The sequence below is a fragment of the Holdemanella hominis genome, assembly GCF_014306155.1.
Lineage (GTDB): Bacteria > Bacillota_I > Bacilli_A > Erysipelotrichales > Erysipelotrichaceae > Holdemanella > Holdemanella hominis.
The window spans coordinates 84,191-99,010 of record NZ_JACRWH010000001.1 but is presented as its reverse complement, the minus strand read 5'-3'; the positions used below and the strand labels follow the sequence as shown (position 1 = coordinate 99,010).

At 31.0% G+C, this 14,820-nt stretch carries 11 protein-coding genes and 1 CRISPR repeat array; all 11 genes read left to right on the top strand.

The genetic code is table 11. The features are described from left to right. The first annotated feature begins 266 nt into the window (after positions 1 to 266). Positions 267 to 3,608, top strand: a complete 3,342-nt coding sequence (gene cas9, locus H8911_RS00510) for a type II CRISPR RNA-guided endonuclease Cas9 (RefSeq protein ID WP_186998340.1) — start codon at positions 267 to 269, stop codon at positions 3,606 to 3,608. A 104-nt stretch (positions 3,609 to 3,712) separates the two neighbouring features. Next, complete coding sequence (gene cas1 / locus H8911_RS00505) at positions 3,713 to 4,606, top strand: type II CRISPR-associated endonuclease Cas1 (protein WP_186998339.1); 894 nt, start codon at positions 3,713 to 3,715, stop codon at positions 4,604 to 4,606. Between the two features lie 4 nt (positions 4,607 to 4,610). Beyond that, a complete protein-coding gene (gene cas2 / locus H8911_RS00500) occupies positions 4,611 to 4,919 on the top strand; it encodes a CRISPR-associated endonuclease Cas2 (protein WP_244975788.1) in 309 nt (102 codons plus the stop codon). Further along, on the top strand, positions 4,916 to 5,788 hold the full coding sequence (locus H8911_RS00495; RefSeq protein WP_186998338.1) for a hypothetical protein: 873 nt from the start codon (positions 4,916 to 4,918) through the stop codon (positions 5,786 to 5,788). The genes cas2 and H8911_RS00495 overlap by 4 nt, the downstream gene beginning before the upstream one ends. A 44-nt stretch (positions 5,789 to 5,832) precedes the next feature. Continuing rightward, positions 5,833 to 6,924: direct repeats of the CRISPR family, unit length 36 nt; unit sequence GTTTTGTTACCATATGAATTTTTGCTAGAACAGAAC. An 832-nt stretch (positions 6,925 to 7,756) separates the two neighbouring features. After that, positions 7,757 to 8,425 (top strand): response regulator transcription factor, encoded by a 669-nt coding sequence (locus H8911_RS00490; RefSeq protein WP_186998337.1) that lies wholly within the window; start codon positions 7,757 to 7,759, stop codon positions 8,423 to 8,425. Then, positions 8,422 to 9,411, top strand: a complete 990-nt coding sequence (locus tag H8911_RS00485; RefSeq protein WP_186998336.1) for a sensor histidine kinase — start codon at positions 8,422 to 8,424, stop codon at positions 9,409 to 9,411. Before H8911_RS00490 ends, H8911_RS00485 begins: the two co-directional genes overlap by 4 nt. 91 nt (positions 9,412 to 9,502) lie before the next feature. After that, positions 9,503 to 10,270 (top strand): ABC transporter ATP-binding protein, encoded by a 768-nt coding sequence (locus H8911_RS00480; protein WP_186998335.1) that lies wholly within the window; start codon positions 9,503 to 9,505, stop codon positions 10,268 to 10,270. Then, positions 10,263 to 12,230: an FtsX-like permease family protein gene (locus tag H8911_RS00475; protein WP_186998334.1), complete on the top strand. Its 1,968-nt coding sequence runs from the start codon at positions 10,263 to 10,265 to the stop codon at positions 12,228 to 12,230. The genes H8911_RS00480 and H8911_RS00475 overlap by 8 nt, the downstream gene beginning before the upstream one ends. Before the next feature lie 107 nt (positions 12,231 to 12,337). Beyond that, on the top strand, positions 12,338 to 13,048 hold the full coding sequence (locus H8911_RS00470) for an AAA family ATPase (protein WP_186998333.1): 711 nt from the start codon (positions 12,338 to 12,340) through the stop codon (positions 13,046 to 13,048). After that, positions 13,045 to 13,518 carry a 23S rRNA (pseudouridine(1915)-N(3))-methyltransferase RlmH gene (locus H8911_RS00465; protein WP_186998332.1) on the top strand — a complete coding sequence of 158 codons (474 nt, stop codon included), beginning with the start codon at positions 13,045 to 13,047 and terminating at the stop codon, positions 13,516 to 13,518. Before H8911_RS00470 ends, H8911_RS00465 begins: the two co-directional genes overlap by 4 nt. 105 nt (positions 13,519 to 13,623) lie before the next feature. Next, on the top strand, positions 13,624 to 14,808 hold the full coding sequence (locus tag H8911_RS12600) for a phosphoglycerate kinase (RefSeq protein WP_117926647.1): 1,185 nt from the start codon (positions 13,624 to 13,626) through the stop codon (positions 14,806 to 14,808). Positions 14,809 to 14,820 lie beyond the last annotated feature (12 nt).

The window sequence follows — 14,820 nt, the reverse complement described above, 5'->3', positions numbered from 1 at the left end:
AGTAGCAATATCTATTCTAAAGGTCCAATCTGAAAAAGACATTAACTCTCAAAACTTCTTGAAAAAAATTAAAATTAACCTATGAAGATGTCGAATAATGTCTTTTGTGATGTAAAGTCAAAATATAACTTACATATATAAAATCTACTTTATATAAAGTGTATGCTGAGAGCATACATTTTTGTTTTTATATAGAAATTTATAGGAAACGGCTTACACAAGTGGTATAATGCATATAACATAATTACTTTATGGAGGGCGTTACAATGGATAATAAGTATGTATTAGGTTTAGACATAGGAATTAGTAGCTGCGGGTATGGAATTATAGATCTTGAAACAGGTAAATTTGTAGACTATGGAGTGCGTTTGTTTAAAGAAGGCACAGCAGAAGATAATGGGAAACGTAGAGACGCTAGAAGTCGTAGACGTTTGACTTCAAGACGTCATACTCGAGTTATGGACATGCAAAAATTGTTGAAGGAAAACGGTATAATGTCAAATGACTATCATCCTTTGCAGAATGTATATGAATTGCGTTGTAAAGGTTTAAGTGAAAAACTAACAAATGATGAATTAACGGCAGCTATTTTACATATAACAAAACATAGAGGTAGTGTTATTGAAACTGTAGAAGAAGATGCAAAAAAGAGTGACGACGAATTGAGTTTAAAGGCTACTTTGCAACATAATGAGCAGTTAATTAAACAAGGAAAATTTATTTGCCAAATTCAATTGGATAATTTAAATGATAAGAATCATATTCGTGGGCATGAAAATAATTTTTCTACAAAGGATTATGTAAACGAATTGAATGAGATATTACATCATCAAGAATTGGATGAACAATTTATTAATAAGATTATTGATATAGTTGCGCGTAGAAGAGCTTATTATGAGGGGCCTGGAAGTGAAAAATCACCGACACCATATGGACGATTTATAGAAGTTGATGGGCAAATTAAAGAAATAGATTTGATTGAAAAAATGCGTGGGAAATGTAGCGTATTTCCAGATGAACTAAGAGCTCCTAAAATGGCGGTAACAGCAGACTTGTTTAATTTCTTAAATGATATGAATAATTTAACAGTAGATGGTAATAAGTTATGTCCAGAGGAGAAGAAGGGAATTTTAACTATAGTTAGTCAGAAAGGGAATATTACTTTACGTCAATTGGCAAAAGAATTAAATGTGGATGAAGTTGATATTAAAGGCTATCGTATAGACAAAAATCAGAAGGCTATTTTTACTGAGTTCAAGGGATATAAGAAAATTAAATCAATTTTAGAAAAAGAAGGATATTCAATTTCATTAAATGATTATGAAATGCTAGATAGAATTATTGAAATTCTTACGAATAAAAAGGGTATACAAGAAAGAAAAGATTACTTGTATCATTTGGAGTATAGACTTTCTGATTCAGTGGTAGATACTTTAGCAAATACAACAGGAATAACAGGCTATCATTCATTATCTTTTAAAGCATTGAAATTATTAAATAAAGAATTGTTTGAATCTGAAATGAATCAAATGCAGCTGTTACATGAATTGAAGTTGTTTGACAAGAATCGTGTTTCTCATAAAGGAAAAAAGAACATTGAATCAGACCCAGAAGCTATTTTATCTCCAGTGGCAAAAAGAGCGCAGAATGAAACTTTTAAAGTTGTAAATGCATTGAGAAAGAAATATGGAGAATTCGATTCCATTGTTGTTGAGATGACTCGTGATAAGAATTCAGATGAAAAGAAAAAGAGAATTAGTAACTACCAAAAAAATCGAGAGAATGGATCTAAAGAAATGGATAAACTTTTGAATGAAAAGGGGTATGATCCAACAAAAATTAATGGAAAAACAAGAATGAAAATTAGTTTATATTTGCAACAAGGAGGCAAGAGTGCATATACTTTTGAACCTTTAGATTTAAATCGAGTCATTAAAGATTCAAAGTATACTGAAATTGATCATATTATCCCAATCTCTATATCATTAGATGATTCTCAAAATAATAAAGTTTTAGCATTACATTCAGAAAATCAAGTGAAAGGTAATTTGACTCCTTTTATGGCATATGCAGCTAATAAATTTAATGGAATGGGATGTAGTTATTCAGAATTTAAGAAAAATGTTCTTTCTAACGATAACATTCCATACAAAAAGAAGTTGAATTTATTAAATGAAGAAAATATCACTAAGGAAGAAGTGGCTAAAAAATTTATTAATCGAAATCTAGTAGATACAAGTTATGCTTGCCGTGTTGTTTTAAATACGTTATCAGACTATTTTAAAGATAATGAGATTAATACAAAAGTTCATACTATCAATGGCCGAGTTACGGATTTGTTTAGAAAGAAAATCCATTTAGAAAAAGATCGTGATGAAGATTATTTGCACCATGCAGTGGATGCACTGATTGTGGCTTCTGTAAAGAAAATGAATCTATTAAATGGATACCTTGCAAAACAAGAACATGATTTCAATGATTTATATAATGAAGAAACGGGAGAAATTATTACAATTCCTGATGATAAGGTATTCTTTGATGAAAGATATATTCAATATATTGTGAATTTGAAAACGTTATATCAAGAAAGTAATCAGTATTACAATCGTGTGATTGACAAAGAAAATATGCATTTTAATCCAATTAAAATTTCTCACAAGGTGAATACAAAACCAAATCGTCAGATTGCAGATGAAACTATCTATAGTACAAGAAACGTAGATGGAACGGATTACTTTATTGAAAGAATTCCTAATATTTACGATTCAAAAGATAAACGGCTTGTAGAAGATATTTTAAATGGAAATGACACAAAATATTTAATGTCAAAGCATGATCCACAGACATTCGATTTAATTAGAGACATTGTGAAATATCATTACGAACAGTTTAAATCGGATTCAAAAATGTATAAAGTAACTAAGAAAAAAGATAAAGAAATTATTACTTTAGTTGGGGAAAATCCATTAACTAAATATAAAGAAGAAAATGGGTCTATACGTAAATATTCTAAGAAGGGAAATGGTCCTGAAATTGTGACAATGAAATTTGAAAGTGAAGTTCTTGGTAATCATTTAGATATTTCTTCAAATTATCATACAAATAATAAAAAAGTTATTCTAAAACAAATTAAGACATATAGAACAGATTTTTATAAGTGTGCAGACGGAAAGTTTAGATTTGTAACAATATATTTCAAAGATGTATCTTTCAATAGAACAAAAGGTACATATGTAATTGATAGAAAATGGTACGATGGTGAAAAAGAAAAGAAGAGAATTAAAAGTACAGATAAATTCCTATTTTCTATGCATAGGGATGAGCTTTTAGGTGTTGTGAAAGAGCAAGGACAACCATATTTTTACGATGTGTATGATGAGGTACCGGATAAAAAAATACTTCACGACGGAGTAAATCCAGAAATTTTGTTGTTTGCATTAACTGGTAACGATAAAACAAATGTAGTTAATTTATATCCGATTTTTGCATATAAAAAAAGACAACAAAAAGTACTAACTACAGCAAAAGATATAAGAAAATATGCTACAGATGTATTGGGAAATCTATACGAAGTGAAGGATAATAAGTTGAAATTGGAATTTAAATAGAGTATACTGAAGGCGGTTATATTCTAGCAAAAATTTTTATGACCTAACAAAACAAGGGTTTATCCCGGATTCGGCTCTTCGGAGCCTTTTCTTTTACCCTTTTTATGGGCTATAGAGTTATATATATTGAAAAATGTGAGTATTTGAGACTGTATTTAGATAATTTGAAAGTGGAAATTAAAAATGACACTTTATTGATTCCGGTTTCAGATATTCAAATTCTAGTGATTGATAATTATCAGTCTAATTTGAGTGTACCTTTAATTAATAAATTAACAGATAATAATGTGTGTACCATTATTTGTGGAGTGGATCATTTACCAAAAAGTTATATATTGCCGATGAATGGACATTTTTCAAGTAGTGGAAATATTTCAAAACAGATTTGTTGGGATTCAAAACGTAAAGAAGATTTACATGCAATGATTGTGAAAATGAAGATTTTAAATCAAATAGAAATATTGAAGGTCAATAATAAAGATTTTGAAGTGGAAAAGAAGCTGTATGAATTTGTAGATAGTGTTGTTTCTGGTGATAAAACAAACAGAGAAGGCTTGGCTGCGAAGATGTATTTTAGAGAACTTTTTGGTCATGATTTTGTTCGATTTGAAGAAGATGTGATAAATGCTGGATTAAATTATGGTTATGCTATATTTAGATCACTGATTACATCAATTATTGTAGCAAAGGGCTATATTGCTAACATAGGTATTTTTCATAAGGGAAAACAAAATATGTTTAACTTGAGTGATGATATTATAGAAGTATTTAGACCAATAGTGGATCATTATGTTTATAACAATATGACGGATGATATTATTTTTAAACAATCTCATAGAGAAGCTTTAATACAATTGACAAACAAGAAAATTATGATTGATGGAAGAAAACAAACAATAGCAAATGCAATTAGTTTTTATCTAGATTCTATATTTAATTATTTAGATGGTGAAGCAGATTCCATTTTGTATCCATTACCAGTAATATATGATATATGATTTTATGCGATTAATATTATTTTTTGATTTACCCGTGGTATCTAAAGAAGATAGAAGAATTTATGCAACATTTAGAAAATATCTAATTAAAAATGGATATATTATGATGCAGTATTCGGTGTATTGTAAAATATTTGCAAATCGTGAAGCAGCAGTAAAACATGTGAGTATTTTGCAAAGAAACGTTCCTCAAAAGGGACAAATACGAATTCTATTGGTTACAGAAAAACAATACGCAAAGATTGAAATAATAGTTGGTGGTAAATCAAATCAAGAACAAGTTGTGAATAGCGATGCATTTATAAAATTATGAATCTATTGACTATAAAAAATGGAACAAATAAATGGAATCTTCAAATGAATCATGTGAAATATATAATTTCAGATTCAAGTACGAATTATACATTGCTACAAGCAATTCGATTGTTTACTTCAAAAGATAAAAGTGAAAATAGAACAGAAAATAATATTAGTACGAAAATGCTTATAAACGAAAAAGAGATAGAACTTAAAAATAATATGTTTATAGAAATATCAGAAATGTACTCTCTTAATGAGGATAAAAAGCTCACTACAAAGTCATTGATGTTAAAGTATTTGGAAATTAAACTTCAGAATCAAGATTATTTTGATACTATCAGTACAATTGACATATTGTTGAATTCATTATCAGAAGAAGTCAATGATGAATCAACGCTTAAAATTATGTTTAATGGAGCTAATTATAAGCAATTGATAAAAATGTTGTCACCATATTATGAAGACGAATTACAAAAAGATGAATTTGATCTAACGAGAGATGAATTGATTTTGTTTCAATTGGATTTAGTTGAATATATTTCCAATCATAATTCAAAATATGATAATATCTTTGTTTTTGGCAAACTAGATAATTTAAGTGATAAAATTCTTCAGAAAATCAATAAAATTGAGAATGTCATATTAATGATTTTTACAAATTATTACAACGATTTAATGAATGTACAAAATACAGCTTTATTGCAAGATAAAATAATAGATTTAGCAGACATGGAACAAATTTATTACGATCTATCACAAAAATCACTTCAAACATATACATTACAGGAGGTAGAACAAATGACAATTAATTATTTACAACAAATATACACTCATAAAACACATGATATTTATCAAGAACTAGATCATTTATCAATTAAATAATTAGTATTCTATTACATTCAAAAATGTGCTACCATATTTTTGAGGTTTTGTTACCATATGAATTTTTGCTAGAACAGAACCAATATTGAAAGGAGAATATATACTTATGAGTTTTGTTACCATATGAATTTTTGCTAGAACAGAACTAGAATATGCTAATACAAGCTTCAAATTAGGTTTTGTTACCATATGAATTTTTGCTAGAACAGAACTAAGTGGTGGGGAAGTGCCTACGGATGCGGGTTTTGTTACCATATGAATTTTTGCTAGAACAGAACGAAAGGAGAAAAATATGACAGTTAAACCTAGTTTTGTTACCATATGAATTTTTGCTAGAACAGAACGGGCGTTTGTGGTATATCCCGAATCTGCGCGTTTTGTTACCATATGAATTTTTGCTAGAACAGAACTACACAAGCCAAAAAACAAATTGAAAGGATGTTTTGTTACCATATGAATTTTTGCTAGAACAGAACACAAGCACGGTAAACAATTATTTAATGGCAGTTTTGTTACCATATGAATTTTTGCTAGAACAGAACATTGATTTCATGGTTTGAGTGCCTAAATCAGTTTTGTTACCATATGAATTTTTGCTAGAACAGAACTTAATTTCTTTGAATAGCTCAGTAACTTGAGTTTTGTTACCATATGAATTTTTGCTAGAACAGAACATAACCTCTTTGCAAAGTCTGTCTTGTCTAGTTTTGTTACCATATGAATTTTTGCTAGAACAGAACTTGATTTCTTTGAATAGCTCCGTTACTTGAGTTTTGTTACCATATGAATTTTTGCTAGAACAGAACTGATAGCAGGAACGGATACATCATCTGCACGTTTTGTTACCATATGAATTTTTGCTAGAACAGAACCAAGACAAAACATTGATTGATATTTTGAACGTTTTGTTACCATATGAATTTTTGCTAGAACAGAACTTCAGATGCCGAAGTACACGATTGCTTATTGTTTTGTTACCATATGAATTTTTGCTAGAACAGAACAAAAACGAATCCGGTCAAACAGTGGACGAAGTTTTGTTACCATATGAATTTTTGCTAGAACAGAACAAAGGAGAGAAAGTTAAAGTCATGAAGATTGTTTTGTTACCATATGAATTTTTGCTAGAACAGAACCAACTGAAGGTGTCATGCAATATGGAAAGAGTTTTGTTACCATAAAGATTTTTGCTAGAATATCGTTTATTTCTCTTGTGTGACATTGACTACCGCATACTCACATATACCCTCTGTTCTCATTGTAAAACCCCAACCAACAAGGCCTGAGCTAATGATTTTTGTTTGTGTAGTCTTTTCTGCCGATTAGAGTTATGTTGTTTAAATGTACTTCTTGATCATTTAGAATGATAATATTGTTTTTAGTGATTTTGTGATTGAGTTTATTTCTTGTGAATTTTGTCTTGCTTTTATGATTGCCATATACAAAATAAATAGGGGGGCTACTTTAGTAAGTCTTCTGAGTTTCTTAAATAGGATTTCCATATCATATTTGTATGTGTATTCATCTACGAAGTCTTTGCCAAGTAGATAGAAATTTGGTGTTTGTGATTTCTTTTGTGGTTGTGATGTTGTAGGTGGTTTTATGGATGGTATACATATTCACAGAGCCAAAAGTAACGATGGATGTGGATATGGTAGCTGATACTATTATGCAGAATATTGGTTTTCTTTTCTTGAATACGATTAATAATACAAATTATGTATAGCTCACATAGCTTTATATGTACGCATATTTCAACAATTTAATAGTAATGCGATACAAATGGCGTATCGTATTTTTTGTTTAATGTATCCTTTAATACGTTGTTAATTAAATAACATAATCCGATTTCTAGAATGAGAATTCACATTTGAAGATAGATCATACTATCGCTTCCTCTTTGTTTTATCTTACAGCATTGTTAGAAAGATTTATTAGTTTATGCAGTATAATAAAGTGGGTGAGACTATGTATAAAATAATGATTGTAGAAGATGATGAACTCATCTCAAAAAAGTTAGAATCGTTTCTTAAATCTTGGAACTATGATGTTAATCGAGTTGTTGATTTTTATAATGTGATGGATGTATTTCAATCTTTCAATCCAGACTTAGTATTAATGGATATAACACTGCCTTATTTGAATGGATATTTGTGGACGGAAAAGATTCGTGAAGGATCCAAAGTTCCAATTATCTTTATTTCAAGTGCTACAGACAATATGAGTATTGTGATGGCTATCTCTAAGGGTGCGGATGATTTTGTATGTAAACCGTTTGATTTAAATGTTCTAGCTGCTAAAATTACGGCAATATTAAGACGTAGTTATGACTTTGTATCTAATCATAATATCCTTGAATATCAAGGTGTACGCTTTAATTTAGATGATAATACGGTATGTTTTCAATCTTCTCAAATTGAACTGAGTAAGAATGAGGCTAAGATCCTACGTTTACTTATGGAAAAGAAGGGGACGATTGTATCTCGAGATAGTTTAATGGAATATTTGTGGAAGACGGACTTTTATGTGGATGAAAATGCACTAAGTGTGAATGTGAATCGTTTGCGTAAAAAGTTAGAGAGTATTGGCATTGTGGATTTTATTCAAACAAAAAAAGGATTGGGATATAAGATATGAAGTTGTTTAGTCATTATTTAAAAGATCGACGTTTGTTTATAGTTATATATACTTTTAGTCTTTTTACATGTTATGTTGTATTTAAACTCTATAATTTAGAACTTGAAGCTTTTACATATGCCTTTATGATTTTATGTGTATTGTTGGTGGTTTGTTTCTTTTGGGATTACTACAAATATTATAAGAAACACCAAACCTTAGTAACACTTCAATCCAATAGTAATGTTTCTTTGTCTTGTGATCTTCAAGATTTTTCATTGATGGGAGAAGATTATCATAAAATCTTAGTGGCTATGAAAGACAATCATGATGAGTATGTTATTTCTTCAGAAAACAAAATGCATGATCTAGAAGATTATTTTACGATGTGGGTACATCAGGCTAAGCTTCCCATTGCCGCTATGAAATTACTACTTGAAGATGAGGAATTGAGTCGTAGTGAAATTAAGTTACAACTCTTACGTATGGATCAATATACAGATATGGTTTTAGCCTATTTACGCTTACATAGTACGCATACTGATTTCTTATTTAAAGAATTGGAGTTGGATGATTTGATTCGACAATCGATTCGTCGCTTTTCTACAGAATTTATTCGTAAACACATTCAGTTGAGTTTTAAAGAAACCGGGGATGTTATTTTGAGTGATGAAAAGTGGCTTGTGTTTGTGTTGGAACAAATTCTTTCGAATAGTCTTAAATATACCAATGAAAATGGTTTGATATCTATATATATGAAGTCTAAACATGTTTTAGTTATTGAAGATACGGGTATTGGTATTAGTGCAAGTGATCTAAGTCGTGTGTTTGAAAAAGGATATACAGGTATGAATGGACGTAGTGATAAAACGGCAAGTGGTTTAGGTCTATATTTATGTAAAAATATTTTAGATATGCTGAATCATAAAATAACGATTGAATCTAATGTAGGTAAGGGCACTCGAGTGATATTAGACCTTACGCATTTTGAAGGAAGAATTGAGTAATCTTACAATCTTGTAAGAATAGTGTTAGCTGAATCGATGGCTGCATTCTTGAATTCTTTGTAGAATTTTGGTGTACATGGAGGTAATGAATATGGCATTATTGGAAGTAAAAAATTTAAAAAAAGTATATACAACAAGATTTACACAGAATCAAGTACAGGCATTGGCCAACGTAAACTTTAGTGTGAATAAAGGCGAATATGTCGCTATTATGGGTGAGTCTGGATCTGGTAAGACAACACTATTAAATATCTTGGCAGCTTTAGATAAACCAACAAGTGGACAAGTCTTATTACATGGTAAGGATATTACGCATATTTCAGAAAAGGAAATTGCGAACTTTCGAAGAGAACACTTGGGCTTTGTATTCCAAGATTTTAACTTATTAGATAATTTTAATAATCGCGATAATATTTTCTTGCCTTTGGTTTTAAGTAAGAAAAAATATCCAGAAATGAAAAAAAGATTGGATCCTATCGCAAAACAATTAGGGATTGAGGGTATTTTAGATAAGTTTCCATATGAAATTAGTGGTGGACAAAAGCAGCGTGTAGCTGTAGCTCGTGCTATCATCACAAATCCAGATCTAATTTTGGCCGATGAGCCAACGGGAGCTTTGGATTCAAAGAGTACAGAGGAACTTTTACATTTATTTGGAACAATCAATGCGAATCAACAAACAATCGTAATGGTTACTCATTCGACAAAGGCAGCAAGTCACGCTTCTCGCGTTCTGTTTATTAAGGATGGAAAAATTTTCCATGAAATTTATAAGGGAAACAAGAATTTAGATCAGATGTACCAATGTATTAGTGATACGTTGACATTATTAGCTACAGGTGGTGTGCATCATGAGTAGAGCTTTCTATTTAAATTTAGCTGTAGATAATTTGAAGAAGAATGCGCGTACCATCATTCCTTATATATTAACGAGTGTCTTAACGACAATGATGTTGTATATGGTTGTTTCTTTGGCAAATAATCCACATTTAAATGAAATTGTAGGAGGGTCATCTATAAATCAGTTATTAGGTTTTGGCACTGTGATTATTGAAATCTTTGCGTTTATTTTCTTGTTCTATACACATAGTTTCTTGATTAAAAGAAGACAAAAAGAATTCGCATTATTCTCTATATTGGGAATGGAAAAGAAACACTTAGCTCGAGTTTTGTTTTATGAAACATTAATAACTCTACTTGTTTCATTAATTTTAGGAATTGGATTAGGTGTTTTACTGGATAAAGCGATGTTTTTGGTTATCGCAAAAATGATTGGTGCAGATATTATACTCGGCTTCTACTTTTCTTTTATAGGTATGAGACAATGTGTTCTTGTGATTGGATTGATTTATGTATTGATCTATTTCTATTCTATGATTCGTATTCATATTTCAAGTCCGATTGAATTGCTTCATTCCGATCATATGGGTGAAAAAGAGCCTAAGGCCAAATGGTTTCTTTCCATTATTGGTATTCTTTGTCTAGGTATTGGATACTATTTATCAATTACTACTAAAAATCCTTTAAGCGCACTCTACGTCTTTTTTGTGGCTGTAGTACTTGTCATTATTGGAACGTATTTATTATTTACATCGATTTCGGTCACTTTCTTAAAATTAATGAAGAAAAACAAGAATTACTATTATAAGACGAATCACTTTATTAGTATTTCTGGCATGATGTATCGTATGAAACAAAATGCCGTAGGACTTGCGAATATTTGTATTCTTTCAACAATGGTTTTAGTCATGTTGTCGTCAACCCTTAGCATGTGGTCAAGTATTGATCGTGTTGTGGATTCACAATATCCAAGAGATTTTATTGGAACAGGATATGGGGAAGCTGCCAATATTGATTTTGATGAAATGAGTGAAGAATTGATTCGTATGGGCATTGTTCCAAAGAATCTTCTTGCGTATAAAGAGTTGGGTTATGCAGGATATTTAAAGAATGGCACTTTGATTACAGATTATCGTGATGAGGGAATTAATGCCGTAAATGAAATTCAAGAATTTTATTGTCTTCCATTAAAAGATATTCAAGATTATGAAAATATTAAGGGTTCTTTAAAGCCAAATGAAATCTATGTGTATTCCAATGTAGAAAAGGCTAAAGAGAAAACTTTATCTTTATTTGGAAAAGAATATGTTGTGAAGAAACAATTGGACCACTTGAAGATGGATGAAAGAAATCCCAATGTGACAGAGCATTATTATATTATTGTGGATTCAGAAAAGACTTTAGAAACGATGCAAGAAGATCAGACAAATGTGTATGGCGACGACGCGAGTACAATATATGCTAGTTATTCATTTGATTGTGATGCGAATGATCGTAGGGTTATTGAAAAATTAACTCAAAATGGAAATATAAATAATTTTATTTGGACAAATAAATCGGATCAGAAACAAGTTTTGATTGAATTATATGCAGGCATCTTATTTATTGGAATCTTCTTAAGCTTCTTATTTATCATGGCAACCATTCTGATTATGTACTACAAACAGATTACTGAAGGCTATGAAGATAAGGATCGTTTTGAAATTATGCAAAAAGTAGGTCTAGAACAAAGTGATGTAAAGAAGGCTATTCATTCGCAAGTACTGACGGTATTCTTTATGCCATTACTTGTTGCAGGACTTCATGTTTGTTTTGCGTATCCAATGATTGAAAAGTTACTTCATTTGTTGTTTGTGAGCGATTCATGGCTTTATGTTCGAACAACATCTATGTGTTTTGTGGCTTTTGCCCTAGTCTACATTGTGATTTATGTATTAACTTCAAAAGTCTATTATGGAATTGTAAAAAGAAATGCTTAATTGGATATTGGGATTTATCTTGATTGGATTATGTATCTATATTTATTATGTAAATCATCATGGAATTTAGTACTCGAATAGAGTACTATTTTTCTTAGGTGATATATATGTTTATAAATGGATTTGACATCTTGTGGGATGAAATTGATGATTATGTGGCCGATATTAAAAGTATTCGAAGTATTGATCAATTCATGTTTAATAAGCCGGTCACTTTCTTTTGTGGAGAAAACGGAAGTGGTAAATCCACTTTATTAGAGGCTCTTGCAATTAAAAATGGATTGAATCCAGAAGGTGGAACAAGAAACTATAATTTTTCTACGTATGATTCGTATTCTAGATTGCATGAACATATGCGTTTGTGGCGTTCTAGAAAACCGGATTGGATGTATTTCTTGCGTGCAGAAAGCTTCTATAATGTCGCGACAAAAGAAATGGAGTATAGTGGTGTTTTGTCTGAAAGATATCATGATCAATCGCATGGTCAAAGTTTCTTTTCTGTATTGATGAAACAAACGAATAAAAATGGACTTTACTTTTTGGATGAACAGGAAGCGGCTTTATCTTGTCAGAATCAATTGGCATTATTATACTTGATTGAGGAATGTGTGAAACAAAATTGTCAATTTATCATTGCGACACATTCACCTATATTATTGGGTTTTCCCAATGCACAAATCTTATCATTTGATGAAGATAAGGTAGAAGAAGTAGATTATAAATCTACGTCTAGCTATCAAACAATGAAATTATTTTTGGATCGGTATGATTATTTTGTGAAAGATATTCAAGAGAATAATGATGGAGGGGTATTGTGATTAAATTAATTGCGATTGGTAAGAATAAAGATAAGGCTTTACAGTCTTTAGAGAAAGAATATATGAAGCGTTTGTCGGCATTTTGTAAGTTTAGCGAAATCGAAGTCAAGGATGAAGCAAATGAACATGTTTCTAGAGAAGCTGAAGTCTTATTGGTGAAAGAAAAAGAGGGAAATCGTGTTCTAGAAAAATTATCAGATCAAGATTTTGTGGTATTGCTTGATCTTCATGGAAAGATGATTGATTCTGAGTCGTTTGCGAAAAATTTGGATATGTGGCAAATGAAGTATTCAAATATTGTCTTTGTGATTGCGGGAAGTCTTGGACCAAGTGAAAAATTAGTTTCTAGAGCGAATTATCGTTGGAAATTATCGGATCTAACTTTTACGCATTTAATGACCCGTGTCTTGATGTTGGAACAGATTTATCGTGGTTTTATGATCAATAATGGTCGTAATTACCACAAGTAAGTGATGTAAGCGCTTTTTGTGAAATATTTTACTTGTGAAAAACTAGTCAATCAATTTATGTAGTGGTATAATGGATGTGCAAAAATGACAGTAGGAGGAATATACATGACAAAGAGAACTGTTAAAGACCTTGATGTAGCTGGAAAAAAGGTCATCGTACGTTGTGATTTTAACGTGCCAAGAAAAGATGGTGTTATCACTGATGATAACCGTATCGTAATGGCTTTACCTACAATTAAATATTTAGTAGAAAACAAAGCTAGAGTTATTTTGATGTCTCACTTAGGAAAAGTTAAGACTGAAGAAGACAAAGCTAAAAACAACTTGGAATGCGTAGCCGTGCGTTTACAAGAATTGTTACCAGATGTAAAAGTAACTTTCTGCCCAGTAACTCGTGGTGAAGAATTAGAAAACGCTGTAAATGCATTAGCTGATGGTGAAATCGTATTAATGCAAAATACTCGTTATGAAAAAGGCGAAAGTAAAAACGATCCTGAATTAGGTGCATATTGGGCTAGTTTAGGTGAAGTATTCGTTGAAGATGCATTCGGATCTGTTCACCGTGCTCACGCTTCTACTGTAGGTATCCCTACAAACATTAAAGAAAACGGATTAGGATTCTTAGTTGAAAAAGAAGTTACAATGTTAGGAAAAGCTGTTGATGAACCAGCTCACCCATTTGTAGCTATCATTGGTGGATCTAAAGTATCTAGTAAGATCGATGTTGTTGACAACTTATTGAAAAAAGCTGACAAAGTTATCATCGGTGGTGGAATGGCTTATACATTCTCTAAAGCTGTTGGTGGTTCAATCGGTACTTCATTAGTTGAAGATGACAAATTGGATTTGGCAAAAGAATATTTAGAAAAAGCTGGAGACAAATTAGTTCTTCCTGTAGATAATGTAATCGCTGATGCATTCAGTGAAGAAGCTAACACTAGTGTTGCTGATGCTGGACAAATTCCTGATGGATGGATGGGATTAGATATTGGTCCTAAATCTGTTGAATTGTTCAAAGAAACTTTAGCTGGTGCTAAAACTGTAGTATGGAATGGACCTATGGGTGTATTCGAAATGCCTAAATTCGCTAAAGGTACTGAAGAAGTATGTAAAGCTATCTCTGAATTACCAGAAGCTATTACAGTAATCGGTGGTGGAGACTCTGCTGCTGCTGCAAAACAATTAGGATATGCAGACAAATTCTCTCACGTTTCAACTGGTGGTGGAGCTAGTTTGGAATATATGGAAGGTAAAACATTACCTGGTATCGCTATTATCAGCGAAAAGTAATAAGGAGATGTA

Bases quoted from the DNA above. Each gene is read 5' to 3' on its own strand.
- H8911_RS00490 (WP_186998337.1), top strand. From the start codon at position 7,757: ATGTATAAAATAATGATTGTAGAAGATGATGAACTCATCTCAAAAAAG.
- cas9 (WP_186998340.1), top strand. From the start codon at position 267: ATGGATAATAAGTATGTATTAGGTTTAGACATAGGAATTAGTAGCTGC.
- H8911_RS12600 (WP_117926647.1), top strand. From the start codon at position 13,624: ATGACAAAGAGAACTGTTAAAGACCTTGATGTAGCTGGAAAAAAGGTC.
- H8911_RS00480 (WP_186998335.1), top strand. From the start codon at position 9,503: ATGGCATTATTGGAAGTAAAAAATTTAAAAAAAGTATATACAACAAGA.
- H8911_RS00475 (WP_186998334.1), top strand. From the start codon at position 10,263: ATGAGTAGAGCTTTCTATTTAAATTTAGCTGTAGATAATTTGAAGAAG.
- H8911_RS00470 (WP_186998333.1), top strand. From the start codon at position 12,338: ATGTTTATAAATGGATTTGACATCTTGTGGGATGAAATTGATGATTAT.
- H8911_RS00495 (WP_186998338.1), top strand. From the start codon at position 4,916: ATGAATCTATTGACTATAAAAAATGGAACAAATAAATGGAATCTTCAA.
- H8911_RS00485 (WP_186998336.1), top strand. From the start codon at position 8,422: ATGAAGTTGTTTAGTCATTATTTAAAAGATCGACGTTTGTTTATAGTT.
- cas1 (WP_186998339.1), top strand. From the start codon at position 3,713: ATGGGCTATAGAGTTATATATATTGAAAAATGTGAGTATTTGAGACTG.
- cas2 (WP_244975788.1), top strand. From the start codon at position 4,611: ATGCGATTAATATTATTTTTTGATTTACCCGTGGTATCTAAAGAAGAT.